The following is a 15636-nucleotide window of genomic DNA, read 5'->3' as shown; positions in this document are numbered from 1 at the left end:
CTGATGCTAACGCTAGATCTTGGTCAACTGGTTTACACTAGCTTCCCTGATCAGGGCTTTCAGACTCTCAGTAGTGCTGATGTCCCGGAGGAAGTGAAACAGGTTTTTTTAACTCAGGTGGTTTATAAGTATTGGAATTCTTATGCGCCGCCTCAGCCGGGGTATCGAGCAGCATACCTTGCCCAAATCTCTCCTGAGCTCACTTTATTTGGCTGGATGTATAACCAAGGGGATGATGACTTAGGCCGAAGTCACATCCCCTACTTTATTGCCTATTGTTTAGCGGGGCCTCTGGATAATCCCCTGTTGGATAAAATCTATGCCTGCTTAGAACGGGGCCCCGTCACGTTGATAGAACGGCATAGTGTTTCTCCAGATCTGCAAAAGGTGGTCATTGATCAAATAGAAGATTTACCACCGACATTACCGGGGGTGACGATTCCTTCGGGCTCTCGGGCTCGGTGTCGGCTGTTGCTCAACAAAGGTAAGCTTCTTAGTTTCTCAGTGGCTATTCCAGGAGAGTCGGAGCTGGCGAAGGGGAAAGAGACTGATTCGGAAATACCGCAAGAAACATCCGCTGTTCCCCTCTCTCCAGAAGTAGATAATCAGCCCCTACTGAGTTCTCTTGAACGCTTGCTAGAGTCTCCGAGAATTACCTTAGACTCGATGGCTCGGGTGCCCACGACCAAGAATGCCCTGTTGATTGGGGTCAGTCATTGTGAACATGGATTTGAACCCTTGCCAGGGGTACAGCAGGATATTGCTGTTATGAAGCAAGTCCTGGAAAATCCCAAAATAGCAGCCTTTGATGAGGTCCAAACCCTACTCAACCCCAATCCCCAAATTTTGGCAGAATCCCTAGAAAGTTTTTGCCAAGATCGGGATGTTGATGATCTGCTCGTCATCTATTTTTCGGGACATGGGGGTGGTACTGGATGATCATGGTCGGTTTGGTTTAACCACCAGTATGAGCCGCACCAACTCGAAAGATAAAGTGGTGCGTTCAACCCTGGTTTCGGCTGATCTGCTGCAAGATATTTTGAATGACAGTAAAGCAGAACGACAGGTTGTTCTGTTGGATTGCTGTTATCGGCAACCCTCTACCTCTGCCTCAAATCCCCATCTAGGGGGGGGTAAACCTCCCTCAATATTTAGGGGGGGGGGTGGGGCGGACGATCATGACATCAGCGACCCAGGCCCGCCATGCGTTTGTCCATAAGGGGGCTGATCTATCTCTCTACACGTTTTATTTAGTGGAAGGGCTCAGAACGGGGGCTGCGGATCAAAATTGTGATGGCAGTATTTCGGTGGAAGAATGGTATGCCTATGCGAAGCGCAAGGTCAAACAAGAGATTCCGGCGATTGAACCTCAAATTTACAATGTCAAGGCGGTGCAAAATTTAGCCTTGGCCCAAGCTCCCATCGATCAGCCCCAATTTGCCTATCGCCGCCAGTTCGAATTCTATGCGGGCCGCGGTGAAATATCGCCGGTCAATCGGGTGATTTTGGATAATCTCCAGTCCAGCCTTGATCTTGATTTAGAGATGGCCAAGACGATTGAAGCGGAGGTGAGTAAACCTGGAAAGGCGTATCAAACGAAACTGCAAGAATATGCCATGGCTTTTGTGGAGGCCGTGCGACAAGAATACCCGGTCAGTGATTATTTGCAGGATCAGTTTCGACAGTTTCAAGCGACTTTGGGCTTAACGGATGCGGATACGATTCCGGTCGAATCCGCGATTATTCGTCAGGTTCAGGTGATTCAATTTCCTGGACAAGCCCCGGAAGTGCCTAGACGAGTAGCGCCCAGTTCAACTTGGTCGAATCAAACGGTGATTCAGCCGCTGCACCAAGCTCTGGGGGTGGGACAACAGACCCTGCAGACTTCTGCTCAGCGCCTCAGTTCCATGGGGCAAAACCTGTCCACGACTGTGAGTCAGTATGTACGAAACGCTCGATTGCGGGGGAATCTGTCTTCCCTGTCTTGGCGTCAATTGCAGACAATACCCAAGCGGTTATGGTGGTTTGCGGGGGCTGGTGCGATCTCACTGCTGTTACTCATGTCTATTCTGCGTCAACAACAAGAGGGGCAACAGCGTCAGAAAGAAGCCCAGCAGATGGAATTTTGGCAGTCCCTAGCCCAACAGAAACGCTATGACAACTGCATTGCCCAGACCCAAAATATTCCCAAAGATTCTCGACTCTACCCCTCTGCCCAAAAACTATTTTCCCAGTGCCAAGCGGGCATCAACTGGAAGAATGCTCAATTAAAAACCTTGTCGAATGCTCCGAAACAGGCGATTTGGTCCGTTGCCCTCAGTCCGGATGGTAAGACCCTGATCGGCAGTGGTGACCAAAACGATATTAAGTTGTGGAACTTAGGTAAAGGCCAGCTGATTCGGACCCTGTCGGATCACAAAGATCAGGTTTGGACCATTGCCCTAGGCCCCAAAGGTAAGATTTTGGCTAGTGCCAGTGGCGATTGCACGATTAAGCTATGGGATGTGCCGACAGGGAAGCTCCTAAGAACCTTTGCGGCCCATCCAAAGACTGTATGGTCTGTGGCTATCAGCCCTGACGGTACGTTGCTGGTCAGTGGAAGTGAAGATCAGACCCTGAAAGTATGGAATATAAAAACGGGCCAGTTAGTCCGCACCCTCAAGGGGCATTCGGGACAAGTCCGGTCTGTGACCATTAGTGCCAATGGCCAGATGATTGCCAGTGCCAGCAGCGATAAGACGGTGAAGCTTTGGGATCTGAAGACAGGCAAGCTCATGCAGACCTTCAAAGGACATACGGGCCGGGTGATTTCCATTGCCTTTGGACCTTCCAGCCAGCAGTTAGCCAGCGCCAGCCAGGATAAGACCGTGAAGCTCTGGAATCTGGAGTCTGGAAAATTGAGTCAAACCATTCAGGAACATGCCAAGCCTGTAACGGCGGTGACCTTTAGCCCCGATGGCAATACGTTAGCAACGGGGAGTTTGGATCGTACAGTTAAACTCTGGAACCTTTCGACGGGCGCTTTGCGTCATACCCTTACAGGCTATCAAGGTGATATTTATTCCTTGGCCTTTGCTGCCGATGGTCAGTCTTTGGTCAGTAGTAGTAAAAATAGTGCCATTAAAGTCTGGAGTCGGGATTAGCCCCTGCGCTAATTGTTGGGGTTAAGGGAATAATTGGGTTGGAATGGGGTGAAAGATTGGGAATTAATCGGTAGGATAGAGCCAATCTCAAAGTGTTTGGTCCTGACACCTTAGTTGAAAACGAAACCTTAGGAATAATGCAGATGAAATCTAAAGTATTAATGCCGCTCCTGCTGTTGGCTGTACTGGGAGTTCCTGTTCGCGCTATGGCCCATGCCCTGCAGACGAACTATGTATTAGAAGAAGCGAATAAGGTTCAGTTTACGGCGGTATTTAGTACGGGTGAGCCCCATAAGAAGGCCAAGGTCAAAATTTACTCCCCTGACAATCTGACTGAGCCAGTGATGGAGACCGAGACGGATGAAAAGGGTCAGTTTACCTTTGATACCAGCGAAAGAATGCCGGGAGAATGGGAAGTCAGCATTGGCGAGTCGGGGCATCAAGATATTTTGACGGTTCCGGTGACCCCCAAGGGTATCAATCTGAATGAGATTAGCGAAGTCCCTCAGCACCAGTCGCCTCAAATTCCCCTGGTGGCGATTGTTCTCTCTGGTGGCATGGGATCGGCGGCTGTGCTATCTCGCAAACTCCGTGCTATCAAGTCGTAAGCGTTGTGCGGGACATAGAAAGAGATATTGCTGGGTGACAGGCTATCTTTGGTAATTTCCCTTGCAATAGAAGCTTCCAATGTCTGCCGATTCTTTTGGTTGAAGAGAAATGAGTCCTGTAAAGCCCACCTTATATAAAGGTGGGCTTTCTGCTACTTTTTTATGGAGAAATTTTGTGTGTACGCTATAAAATCTGCAGCGGTATGGCTTCAATCGGGACGCTAGGTTTTAGATCAATGTGCTGTAATGAAGTATCAACTTTCGGCTGCCCATTTTCTTGCTAGGTTATTATCTCTCCTATGAAAAAAGCGTTTGTCCTCGATACGAATGTACTGCTGCATGATCCGAATGCCATCTTTCGCTTTGAGGACAACGACGTAGTCTTGCCGATTACGATTATCGAAGAACTTGATCGGTTCAAAAAGCAACCCCAAGAAACGGGGCGGAATGCTCGTCAGGTATCGCGAACCTTAGATGATTTAAGGGCTCAGGGCCAACTCACAAATGGGATTGACCTGCCGAAGGGAGGAACGATACGGGTGGCCTTGTGCGATCGCATCACCCTCAAAGAACTTCCACCTGAATTAGAAGGGGACCAAGCCGATAACGCGATCCTGGCCGTGGCCCTGGAACTGAAAAATCAGTGCCAATGTCCCGTGGCCTTGGTGAGTAAAGATACCAATCTCCGCATCAAAGCCGATGTCTTAGGACTAGCTGCAGAGGACTATTCCACGGATAAGGTTGATTTTGAAGGGCTTTATACCGGCATGACTGAAGTCATGGTGGGGAGCGACACGATCAGTCAGCTATTTCAAGCAGGACAGACGTCTCTACCCGAAAAAACATGGCCTAATCAGGCGGTCACTTTAGTGGATAGTCTAAAGCCTTCCCACACGGCCTTGGCCCTAGCGGGGGATCAAACGGGGGAAGTGATTCCCCTGCCCAAATTTCCCCATAACGGCATTTCTAGAATTCGAGCGCGGAATCGCGAACAAAAATTCGCCTTTGAATTGTTGATGCGAGACGATATTTCCTTAGTGACTTTGGTGGGGAAAGCAGGAACGGGAAAAACGCTGATTGCGATCGCAGCAGGGTTACATAAAGTAGCGGATGAGAAGAACTATAGCCGTCTGTTAATTGCCCGTCCCGTCGTGCCCATGGGACGAGATTTGGGATATTTACCTGGAGATATTGACGAAAAACTAACCCCTTGGATGCAACCCCTCTATGACAATTTTGATCTGATTTTTGGGACTCAAGAAGCGGCAGGGCAACCTCAACATTGGCGACGGGGCCATGAGGAGTTAATGGACCAAGGGCTACTCCAAATTGAACCCCTTACCTATATCCGTGGACGGACCATTCCCAAACAATTTTTGATTGTGGATGAAGCTCAAAACCTAACCCCCCATGAAGTCAAGACGATTTTGACTCGGGCCGGGGAAGATACCAAAGTGGTGCTCACTGGGGACCCTGAGCAAATCGATAATCCCTATGTAGATGCGGCCAGTAATGGGTTGACTTACGTAGTGGAGCGATTTAAGTCTGAGTCCATAGCGGGCCATATTACTTTGTATCAAGGTGAGCGGTCTGATTTAGCTGAACGGGCGGCCGCTTTACTGTAGAAAAGTAAACTCCTGTTCCTAAAGTTTCAAGTCAGAAGAATAACTGGGCAAACTGGGTATGGTCCTGTTGTTTGTGGGATCACAATGCCCAGCTTCCTATACTGGCTCTTTTGAACTGTTTAGAATAAATAATTTTCAAAGGACAATAATCTATTGCTCTGTTTATGAATAAGGATTATTGAGGTAATTGTCTAGAGGCTTAATAAAAATAGAAATGGCAAATTCAGCAATTATTTGTGTTGATGATGAATCTGTAGTGCTAAGAAGCCTGCGTGACCAAATTAGTAAATATTTTGGTGATCAGCATACCTGTGAAATCGCTGAGAGTGTTGAAGAAGCCTGGGAAGTCATTGATGAACTGAAAGAAGATGATGTTGAAATTCTGATCATTATTTCAGATTGGTTAATGCCCGGAACCAAGGGGGATGAATTCCTGATCGAGTTAAATCAAAAATTTCCAGAAATTGTGACGGTGTTGTTGTCCGGGCAAGCAGACCAATCTGCTGTCGATCGAATTCATCAGAATATGAAACTCCATGCTTATGTTTCAAAGCCTTGGAATGAAGAAGATTTAATGGATGTGATAAAAACCGGCTTGTCGGCATTTCAAGAATAGAGATAGGGGTTGATGTTTATCCAAACTTTGCGATCCTTTCCAGGAAAACTTGCTCGTCGCCAGAAGCTCAGAACGGTCCTGGTGGTGCCCTTTGTATTGCAGGTTTGCGGTGCTGTTGGCTTGGTGGGCTATTTATCATTTCAGAATGGTCAACGATCGATTGAATCCCTAGCTCAGCAACTAACCGATGAAGTGGAAGTCCATATTGCTGAGCGAACCCAAACCTATTTGGCTGCTCCCCATGCCGTCAACCAACTCAATCAGCATGCTTTAGATTTAGGGCAGCTCAAAGCCAATACCCTAAACAGCATGGAACGTCATTTTTGGCGGCAGATCCAGGTGTTTGATCGGATTAGCTACATTCAGTTTGGAACGCCTCAAGGTGAATTTGTGGGGCTGGCTGCGAATGATGATGGCAGTTTTACCTATCAAGTAACGGAGTATTCTGGAGACTTACAAACTTACTCCATCAAACAAAATGGGCAACGGGGGACAAAATTAGAAACATCCCCTAACTTTTCGCCTCAAAAACGCCCTTGGTACCTAATTCCCGAGAAAAAAGATAAGCCGACTTGGACCGATATTTATGCTTGGGTGAATCCACCGACCTTAGCAATTACCCTAGGACAACCCTATTACGATCAGTCTGGAACCTTTCAAGGGGTCTTAGCAACGGACCTATCGATTGCTCAGTTTAGCGATTTTCTGCGAACCCTCAAAATTGGTAAATCCGGCAAAAGTTTTATTCTGGAGCGCTCAGGATTATTGGTGGCGACGTCCACTTCCGAACAGCCCTTTACTCCGTCCGAGAAAGGACCTCAGCGTTTACCTGCCCTAGAAAGCCAAGATCCTGTCGTTAGGGCAACCACTGAGAAATTATTGAAACGGTTTGGGACCCTGCAGGAGATTTCAGTGCGCCAACAGCTGGCGATCGATATTGAGGGTCAGCGTTATTTCCTTCAAGTTAATCCCCTTAAGGATCAGCATGGCTTAGATTGGCTCAGTGTGGTTGTGGTTCCAGAAGCAGACTTCATGGAACAAATCTATGCTAATAACCGCTCAACTGTTGGTCTATCGGTTGCTGCTCTGCTGTTTGCGATCCTAATTGGGGTTGCGACCGCCCGATGGGTGACCAGCCCGATCTTAAAAATTAACGAAGCTGCCACCGCGATTTCTTCAGGAGACTTACAGCAAAATGTTGCCCTCAACCGCTCTGACGAGTTGGGTGAGTTAGCTCGATCATTTAATCAAATGGTCCATGATCTACGCCTCTCTTTGGAAGAGCGAAACGTGGTGGTCGAAGCCCTGAAAAAGAGTGAGCAACAGTTAGCAGAATATAATCGGTCTCTGGAACAGGAAGTTCAACAGCGAACCCAGGAGTTGGTTCAATCTGAAAAAATGGTGGCTTTAGGCCAACTGACAGCAGGGGTGGCCCATGAAATCAATACGCCCTTGGGAGCCATTCAAGCGGCTGGCGAAAATATTGCCTCTTCCCTAGAGAAGTCAATGCAGCGGCTCCCCCAAATTCTGGATCAATTACAGCCAGAACAAACCGACGCGTTTTTTGAGTTACTGGCGGTGGCCCAGCAACAGGAGTTGTTGACCTCTCGCGAGGAGCGTAAGCTCAAACGAAGCTTGAAGAAAATCCTGGTAGAGAAAAGCTTAGAGCCTGCTGCTGACCTGGCCAGCACCCTCAGTAAGATGGGGGTGTCTGCTGATCTGTCACCGTTTATGCCCATTCTAGAGCTGCCGAACAATACCGAGGTTATGAATGTTGCCTATGATTTGACGGTCATTCATAACAACACTCAAAATATCCGCTTGGCCGTGGGACGGGCAGCCAAAATTGTGTTTGCCTTGAAGAGCTATGCTCGCCAAGATCTGAGTAATGAGAAAGTCAAAGCGTCTGTTCCCGCTACCGTAGAAACGGTGCTGACCTTGTACCATAACCAGATTAAACATGGCATCGATTTGACCAAAGCCTTTGATGATGTGCCAGACATTCTCTGCTACCCAGAAGAACTGGCTCAGGTATGGACGAATTTGCTGCATAATGCCATGCAGGCTATGGATTACAAAGGACAGATTGAATTAGCGATTGGTCTGGATCAACAGGGAATTCTGGTCAGCATTACGGATTCAGGAGGTGGCATCCCTGAGGAGGTGCAAGCTAAGATATTTGATCCCTTTTTCACGACAAAACCTGCGGGTGAAGGGAGTGGTTTAGGGCTGGATATTGTCCGTAAAATTGTTGATAAACACCAAGGAAAGGTCGAATGTCAAAGCCAGCCAGGGCATACTAGGTTTGAGGTTTGGTTACCGCTTGAAGTGAGCTAATGAGTTGAGAATTCGCTTTATTTTTAGGTTAATCCTCATTGTATTTGAACGGAATGTGCCCAAAGTGACAGCAGCGACGATGGTGGAGCAACGGTGAGCAAAGGCACGATCATTTGCATTGATGATGACCGATTGATTCTGAATAGTCTTCGAGATCAATTGCAGCGAATCATCGACGATACCTACGACATTGAGGTGGCAGAAAGTGGCGGAGAGGCCCTCGAACTCTTTACCGAGTTAGAGGTGGACCAAATTGCGATTCCCTTGGTCATTTGTGACCAAAATTTGCCGGATATGGGGGGGGATTCTCTTCTCAGCTATTTACAGATTCAATATCCGAAAACCCGAAAAATTCTGTTGACGGGTGAGGCTAATCTAGATGCTGTGATTCATGCCGTTAATTCTGCTAATTTATATCGTTACATCGCTAAACCCTGGGATGAAACTGACTTAAAACTAACGGTAAAGGCAGCATTAAAGAGCTATCTGCAAAATGAGCAGTTAATTGAGCAGAATAGAACTCTCCGAGCTATGAATGCTCAATTAAAAGGGGAAATTGATGAACGTCAGCTCGTACAGCAGAAATTGCAGGAGAGCGAAATCCGATTAGAAAGCATCCTCAATTCATTAGATGATGTGGTGTGGTCAGCGGCTGTTGAAGAGTTTCAGTTGTTGTATTTGAATCCGGCGGCAGAAGCGGTTCATGGCTATCCTGTATCGTCATTTCTTAGTAGTCCTGATTTATGGCTTGATGTGATCCATCCTGCAGATCGCCATCAAATGGTCCATTTCTTTGATCAATTGCTAGCAGCCGGTTCTCTGAACATTGAATACCGAATTTTGCGGCCCGATGGAGAAATCAGGTGGCTGAAAAACCGGGGCCATGTGATTACGGATGATCAAGGACGCCCCAGCCGCCTAGATGGAATTATTTACGATATTACGGAGCAAAAACGGGCTCAGGCTCAATTGCTCCATGATGCCTTTCATGATGAGTTAACGGGGTTGCCGAACCGTAATTTGATGATGGAGCGGATCTCTCAGTCCTTAAAGCGCCAACATCGCATTCCCGATTATCAGTTTGCATTGCTGTTTATCGATCTGGACCGATTTAAGATTATCAACGATAGTTTGGGACATCTTGTCGGTGACCAATTACTGGTTGCGATCGCACATCTATTAGAAAACTGCTTGCGCACCTCTGATACTGTGGCTCGCTTAGGGGGAGACGAATTTACCATTCTCCTGGATGGCATTCAGGGCATTGATGATGCGATTCATGTGGCAGAACGTATTCTAGAAACCTTAAAAACACCATTTCAGGTGGGAGATCATAGTGTCTTTACCGGGTCCAGCATCGGTATCGCCTACAACTCCGTGCAGTATGACGATGCAACTTTACTCTTGCGGGATGCAGATATTGCCATGTATCGCGCTAAATCCTTAGGTAAAGGCTGCTTTGTGGTGTTTAGCCCGGAAATGCATGCCCAGACCCTGAGCCTGCTCAAACTGGAGCGAGATCTACGCTCTGCGGTCGATCGGCAAGAATTGGTGCTGTATTATCAACCGATTATTGACCTGACGACGGGAGACCTCAGCGATGTTGAGGTATTAGTCAGGTGGCAACATCCTGAGCGGGGGTTAGTGATGCCATCGGATTTCATCCCCTTGGCAGAAGAAACGGGGTTGATCGTGGAGATTGGTCAATGGGTTCTCCAGGAAGCTTGCCAGACCCTGCGGGCTTACCAACAAAAGTTTGCCTCTGCAACGGAGTTGAAATTTAGCGTTAATTTATCCAGCGAACAACTACAAGATCCCAACTTTATCCAAATTGTTGATCAGGTTTTATCTCAGTCAGAGTTAGACGGACAATATCTAAAGCTCGAACTTACAGAAAGTATGCTGATGTCCCATGAAGAGAAGCATATTAAAACCTTGCAGCAATTGCGCGATCGCAACATCACCATCAGCCTGGATGATTTTGGTACGGGCTATTCGTCCCTGAGCTACCTCTACCGATTTCCCCTAGATACCCTCAAGATTGATCAATCCTTTGTGAGTCGAATGATCTCTGAACCGAAAGATGCTGAGATTGTGAATACCATCATTTCCCTGGCTCGCACCTTAAATATGGATGTGATTGCCGAAGGCATTGAAACAGAAGACGAGGCTCTACACTTAAAGAAATTGGGCTGCGAGCGAGGACAAGGATATTGGTTCTCTCCACCCATGTGTCAGCAGAAGCTAGAAGAACACCTGCAAGCCGGACCCCAATGGCGAATTCAGCAACAGCCCATAGACCCTAACCTATCCGTCTCAGCGCCATCTTCGTAGCCTTTTATTGTTCAGAATTAAATTCCTATAAAGACTTTTTCCAGTCTGGCTTCCCCAAAGGGAGAATAGGAATAAGAGCGAGAGAGGGGCAAGGTATAGCGATAATCCCGAACTTTGATGTCCAAGGCATGTAAGACGAACAGCCATGACGGGCCTATCCCAACGAGCTAAAGCGCAAAGTACCAGACTGAAGGGCCTAGAGTTTTTCTCGGCATTGATGGTCATGGCTGGAGGGATTGCGACCCTTGTCACTCATAACATGGTGTTGGCTGCAGCCCCCCTTAGTTGTGCCGTTGTTCTCAATTTGCATAATCGGCGTCAGATGGATCGACTCACTGACTACTATGCGGGATTAAGACTGAATAAGATTCGAGTCTTCTTACACCAAGACCTGCAGGCGATTCAGGCTAATGTGTCTGGGCATCAACGAGATGGCAGGGAGTCTGAGGCAACTCAAATTCGTCAGTACCTTGCTGACTTATCCGGTGAACTTAAGCGCCTGGAGACCCAAAAGGAGGATGGTGCTCAAACACGACCGGAGTGGGTGGAACAGATTGAGATTTTAAAAGAGCAAGGGCAGGATTGCAGAAAGTCTCTAACCTCCCTCATGCAGGACTTACAGGAAATTTCCGCCCCAAGGGTTGAGTTGCCTTCAATGCTGCCAGTGAAGGCAACCCTTCATCATTACCAAAATGCTCCACTCTCGATCGATAGGACTCAAATAGCCGAACTGGTTCAAACTTGGTCGGAGCAGGTGCAGTCTTTGCAGAATCAGCTAGAGACTTTCACTTTCCCTGCGGAACAACTGATATCCCCTGATATTGCAGCTTCTCAGGGAGACCCCTTAAGGAACCTGCACGAGCAAATGGCAACGTTGAACCATCAGTTGGCATTCATGCAAACAGATTTTTCTGAACGATTGCTCCCTTTTCAAAAGGATCAACAGAGGTTGCAGTCTTCTCTCCATCAGCTGCAAGAGCAGACGGCAAGTTTGCGTTTCGACCTCAATAGCGTGAAATCATCAACACTCAATCCCCCTCTTCCTCAGATCCAGATTGAAGAACAGATCGAAACGGTATTGATACCGTTGCAGGTTCAGTATGTGTCCCTCGCCAATGATCTGGATCTGTTTGAGGTGGATATACAAGGGCTGGTCTATCAAACTCGCCAGCTACAGCAAATCTATCGGCAATGGTTAGCTATTCATCATCAGGTGCAGGGGATTGCCAAGATGGGCCAGGATTAAAGCTTAAGCCAAGTATGAAGAAAACCCTAGCGCTATCTTGATCCCCTTAAAGGCTGACTGATACTGGGAAGACAGAAATTTCGGAACCGGTACTGTTTGTTTATGAACCCCAGCCTTCCTCAGCCGGTTGATTCATCCTCTTCCTACTCCTTTCGTCTCCAGGATATGCTCCTGGGTGCACAAATGCTGTTTATTGCCTTTGGGGCGTTGGTCTTAGTCCCCATCCTGGCAGGCTTAGATCCCAATGTGGCTTTATTTACGGCGGGGATAGGAACCCTGGTATTTCAACTGATTACCAAAGGGAAGGTCCCTGCTTTTTTGGCCTCTTCCTTTGCCTTTATTGCGCCGATTACAGCTGGCATCCAACAGTTTGGCTTGGCTGCAACGATGTCGGGTTTGGCAGCGGCTGGATTGTTGTACATGCTTTTGAGCTTGTTGGTTTTGTGGCGGGGGCCAGACCCGATCTTAAGAGTGCTGCCACCCATCGTGACAGGGCCTGTGATCATGGTGATTGGCCTTTCTTTGGCACCCATTGCCATTCAAATGGCGTCCGAGGCCGGCTCTAATTATGGTGTGGGAACGGCACAGTTCCTGGCTGCTTTGGCATTATTTACAACGATTGTAGCGGCTCTGTTGGCCCGAGGAACGTTTCAATTAGTGCCGATTTTGATGGGAATTAGTGTGGGATATGTCGGTGCTCTGCTGTTGGGAATTGTTGATTTCGCCCCGGTTTTGGCGGCTCCTTGGTTTATGTTGCCTCACTTTACCTCACCGACTCTGCATTGGCCTGCGATCGCATTCTTCATCCCCGTTGCCATTGCCCCGGCCATCGAACATATTGGCGATATTCTCGTGATTAGCTCAGTCACCGGCGACCCTTTACTGCGTGACCCAGGATTACACCGCACCTTATTGGGGGATGGTGTAGCCACCTCCATCGCAGCTATGTTGGGGGGCCCTCCCAATACCACCTACTCAGAAGTAACCGGTGCAGTCGCTCTGACCCGCGCCTTTAACCCTGGCATTATGACTTGGGCGGCCCTCATTGCCGTTATGCTGTCCTTCTCCGGTAAATTAGGCGCTTTGTTGAGGACGATTCCCCCTCCCGTGATGGGAGGGGTATTGGTCGTGCTGTTCGGCACCATTGTCGTAGTGGGAATCAACAGCTTGGTGCAGTCTGGTAGTAACCTGCTGCAGTCGCGAAACATGATTATTGTGGGGGGTGATTCTAGTGCTGGGGGCTGGGAATATGAGCCTAGCAATCGGCCAGTTTTCCTTGGAAGGCATTGGGCTTTCCAGCTTGATGGGGGTGCTGTTGAATAGTGCCCTGCCAAATCCTAGTCCCGGTGAATAGAAGGTGAATTCCTGTTATTTAGCGGTAGTTTTGGCATCTACTCGAACTGTGATCTCAGCAACCTTAGATTTTTTGGTGCCCAACACCCGAAGTTCTAGAGATGACAAAAGCTCTCCCAGGGTGGGTAGCTGCTCTCTTTGGTTAACAAAATAAATACTGACGAGAGTGAGGCAGACGCCAAAAGTTTGGACTGGGCTGAGGACTTCTGACAAAAACAGGTTGCCAAAGATCAGGGCAAAGACTGGCGTCAAAAATGTTAAGGAACTGAGGCTAGTTAAGTTGCCTTTGGACGCAAAGTAGAAAAAGAGGCCATAGGCAATCGCACTGCCAAAAACAGCAGCATAGCTAATGGATAGCCAATCAGTATGGGTTAGATGGACCCATTGCTCAGATTCCCAGAGTCCAGATCCTAAAAACAGGGGAAGTCCCCCAATCACCATATGCCACCCGGTTGCACTGATGGGGTCGGCATAGCGGCAAACTTGACGGATCATCACAGTACCCACTGCCATGGATAACGCCGCGAGCAGCATCAGAAACTCTCCACTTTGGGTGAGTTGATTGAGGTATTGCCAACTTAGAAACTGCTGCCAGTCTTGTTGCAGCCATTCCCCAGACCCCAACTGCAAAATCCATTCGTCCGGCAACCCAATACAGCTAATCCCGCCCACACCAATGCCTAATCCTATCCATCCCCAAAGCCCAATTCGCTCCCCGTAGAGGATCAGTGCCAGCAAGGCCACCACGAGGGGTTGTGAATCGATCATCACAGATCCAAGCCCAGCAGAGGTATGGGATAGTCCTAATGCCAGAAAACCTTGGAATAAGGTGACATCGACTAGGGCAAAAAGCGATATCCATAGCCAAGCCCGCCATCCCTTGGGTTGAGCTTTACCCAGTAGCAGGGCTACTCCGATGACCAGCAGCCCTGCGGGTGCAATGCGCAAGCCACCCATAAAAAGGGGAGTGGTGTGGGCTAAAACTCCCTTCATTGCAACCATCGCCGTTCCCCATAGGAAGAAAGGTGCGATCAGGGTCAGACGATTGGGAAAGCGTTGGGAGTCTGGCAGACTAAATTGCATAATTATCCGTAGCAAGGATCGAAAAGAAAAATAGGCTTTAGTTACGCTGGTCTCAAAGCACCAAGCATGAAAGAAAGCCACAAAAGCCGCAGACCTACGTAAATCTAGTCTGAGAAACTTAAACTTTTTGTAACCTTTGCTTTGATTATAAGATGTATACTTCGGTGTTCACAATTTAGTTGGGCGGTTATCCGATGTGAGCATTGTAGAGATGACCAAGTTACAATACAGGCTTTGGGAACCTTGATGGCGATTGAATGGACGGCATGCATTCACAATCGGCTAGGCCTGGAGTGATACGCATAGACCGATCATTTTCAACTTTCTGTTCCCAATAGCGTTGAAAACAATCAGTGATAAATATTGCCCATGATTTGGCCGTTTAAAGGTGCCCGCAAACAAATAGCCCGTTTAGAAATAAAAGGTGCGATCGCAGGAGCAACCCGAAAGCATGTATTGGAAGCCCTCAAAACCATTGAAGAGAAAGGCTATCCAGTGCTTCTCCTCCGCATCGATAGTCCAGGAGGAACGGTCGTTGACTCCCATGAAATTTATAGTGCCCTAATTAAACTGCGGGAAAAGGTCAAGATTGTTGCGAGCTTTGGCAATATTTCTGCTTCTGGCGGAGTTTATATTGGCATGGGGGCTGAATACATCATGGCTAACCCAGGCACTATAACTGGCAGTATTGGGGTGATTCTCCGAGGAAATAACCTGGAACGCCTTTTAGACAAGGTGGGCGTTTCCTTTAAAGTCATCAAGTCTGGCCCCTACAAAGATATTTTAGCCTTTGATCGAGAGTTAACCGAGCCGGAGAGGCAAATTCTCCAAGATCTGATTGATAGCAGCTACTCTCAATTTGTGGAGATTGTGGCAGAAGGGCGCAACTTAGAAGTGGATGCTGTAAAGCAGTTTGCTGATGGGCGCGTATTCACGGGACAACAAGCCCTTGAACTAGGCCTAGTGGATCGATTGGGAACGGAAGAAGATGCCCGGTGTTGGGCTGCTGAACTGGCAGGTCTCGATCCTGAAAAAGCTAAATGTAACACCATCGAGGAAGAAAAATCTTTTTGGAGTAAGTTGCTACCCGGTAGCCGGCAATCTTCGTTGTCTGTACCTCCCCAAGTTCTTAATTGGGTAAATTTTGAGATAGCAACGAATGGTTTACCCTTGTGGCTCTATCGACCTTAAATATGGTGTCCCTCAGAGGGTTAGAGTTGAATTGATATCGCAATTCAATTTAGCTTTAATGAGCCTTACATGTTTCAATAAACAGGTAAGGTGGGGAACC

At 47.9% G+C, this 15636-nt stretch carries 11 protein-coding genes and 1 pseudogene; 11 read left to right on the top strand and 1 reads right to left on the bottom strand.

From position 1 onward, the window contains the following. Positions 1-3 precede the first annotated feature (3 nt). The 10 genes and pseudogenes from HRE53_RS00160 to HRE53_RS00115 all read left to right on the top strand — a co-directional run bounded on the left by HRE53_RS00160 (position 4) and on the right by HRE53_RS00115 (position 13263). On the top strand, positions 4-939 hold the full coding sequence (locus tag HRE53_RS00160) for a caspase family protein (RefSeq protein WP_235108635.1): 936 nt from the start codon (positions 4-6) through the stop codon (positions 937-939). Then, entirely contained in the window at positions 926-1219 is a 294-nt protein-coding gene (locus HRE53_RS00155) for a hypothetical protein (protein ID WP_235108634.1), read from the top strand. The genes HRE53_RS00160 and HRE53_RS00155 overlap by 14 nt, the downstream gene beginning before the upstream one ends. Further along, positions 1179-3143 carry a WD40 repeat domain-containing protein gene (locus tag HRE53_RS00150; protein WP_235108633.1) on the top strand — a complete coding sequence of 655 codons (1965 nt, stop codon included), beginning with the start codon at positions 1179-1181 and terminating at the stop codon, positions 3141-3143. The genes HRE53_RS00155 and HRE53_RS00150 overlap by 41 nt, the downstream gene beginning before the upstream one ends. Before the next feature lie 143 nt (positions 3144-3286). Further along, complete coding sequence (locus HRE53_RS00145; RefSeq protein ID WP_212661675.1) at positions 3287-3751, top strand: hypothetical protein; 465 nt, start codon at positions 3287-3289, stop codon at positions 3749-3751. A gap of 299 nt (positions 3752-4050) precedes the next feature. Further along, positions 4051-5376, top strand: a complete 1326-nt coding sequence (locus HRE53_RS00140) for a PhoH family protein (protein WP_235108632.1) — start codon at positions 4051-4053, stop codon at positions 5374-5376. Between the two features lie 214 nt (positions 5377-5590). Further along, positions 5591-5992 (top strand): response regulator, encoded by a 402-nt coding sequence (locus HRE53_RS00135; RefSeq protein WP_212661673.1) that lies wholly within the window; start codon positions 5591-5593, stop codon positions 5990-5992. Positions 5993-6004: 12 nt separating this feature from the next. Continuing rightward, entirely contained in the window at positions 6005-8329 is a 2325-nt protein-coding gene (locus HRE53_RS00130; RefSeq protein ID WP_235108631.1) for an ATP-binding protein, read from the top strand. A gap of 93 nt (positions 8330-8422) precedes the next feature. Then, positions 8423-10663 carry an EAL domain-containing protein gene (locus HRE53_RS00125; protein WP_235108630.1) on the top strand — a complete coding sequence of 747 codons (2241 nt, stop codon included), beginning with the start codon at positions 8423-8425 and terminating at the stop codon, positions 10661-10663. Positions 10664-10808: 145 nt separating this feature from the next. Next, on the top strand, positions 10809-11909 hold the full coding sequence (locus tag HRE53_RS00120) for a hypothetical protein (protein WP_235108629.1): 1101 nt from the start codon (positions 10809-10811) through the stop codon (positions 11907-11909). A 102-nt stretch (positions 11910-12011) separates the two neighbouring features. Beyond that, positions 12012-13263: pseudogene (locus tag HRE53_RS00115) on the top strand (uracil-xanthine permease family protein). Positions 13264-13277: 14 nt separating this feature from the next. Here the strand turns inward: HRE53_RS00115 and HRE53_RS00110 are convergent. After that, positions 13278-14345 carry a DMT family transporter gene (locus HRE53_RS00110; protein ID WP_235108627.1) on the bottom strand — a complete coding sequence of 356 codons (1068 nt, stop codon included), beginning with the start codon at positions 14343-14345 and terminating at the stop codon, positions 13278-13280. Positions 14346-14714: 369 nt separating this feature from the next. Here HRE53_RS00110 and sppA point away from each other — a divergent pair, with 369 nt between their 5' ends. Beyond that, a complete protein-coding gene (sppA, locus tag HRE53_RS00105) occupies positions 14715-15536 on the top strand; it encodes a signal peptide peptidase SppA (RefSeq protein WP_212661667.1) in 822 nt (273 codons plus the stop codon). The last annotated feature ends 100 nt before the right edge of the window (positions 15537-15636 follow it).

The organism is Acaryochloris sp. 'Moss Beach' (assembly GCF_021497025.1).
Classification (GTDB): Bacteria; Cyanobacteriota; Cyanobacteriia; order Thermosynechococcales; family Thermosynechococcaceae; genus Acaryochloris; species Acaryochloris marina_A.
This window is presented reverse-complemented; position numbering and strand designations above follow the sequence as displayed.

Coding starts and splice junctions, on each gene's coding strand:
- HRE53_RS00160 (WP_235108635.1), top strand. CDS start 4: ATGCTAACGCTAGATCTTGGTCAACTGGTTTACACTAGCTTCCCTGAT.
- HRE53_RS00150 (WP_235108633.1), top strand. CDS start 1,179: ATGACATCAGCGACCCAGGCCCGCCATGCGTTTGTCCATAAGGGGGCT.
- HRE53_RS00145 (WP_212661675.1), top strand. CDS start 3,287: ATGAAATCTAAAGTATTAATGCCGCTCCTGCTGTTGGCTGTACTGGGA.
- HRE53_RS00140 (WP_235108632.1), top strand. CDS start 4,051: ATGAAAAAAGCGTTTGTCCTCGATACGAATGTACTGCTGCATGATCCG.
- HRE53_RS00135 (WP_212661673.1), top strand. CDS start 5,591: ATGGCAAATTCAGCAATTATTTGTGTTGATGATGAATCTGTAGTGCTA.
- HRE53_RS00130 (WP_235108631.1), top strand. CDS start 6,005: ATGTTTATCCAAACTTTGCGATCCTTTCCAGGAAAACTTGCTCGTCGC.
- HRE53_RS00120 (WP_235108629.1), top strand. CDS start 10,809: ATGACGGGCCTATCCCAACGAGCTAAAGCGCAAAGTACCAGACTGAAG.
- HRE53_RS00110 (WP_235108627.1), bottom strand. CDS start 14,345: ATGCAATTTAGTCTGCCAGACTCCCAACGCTTTCCCAATCGTCTGACC.
- sppA (WP_212661667.1), top strand. CDS start 14,715: ATGATTTGGCCGTTTAAAGGTGCCCGCAAACAAATAGCCCGTTTAGAA.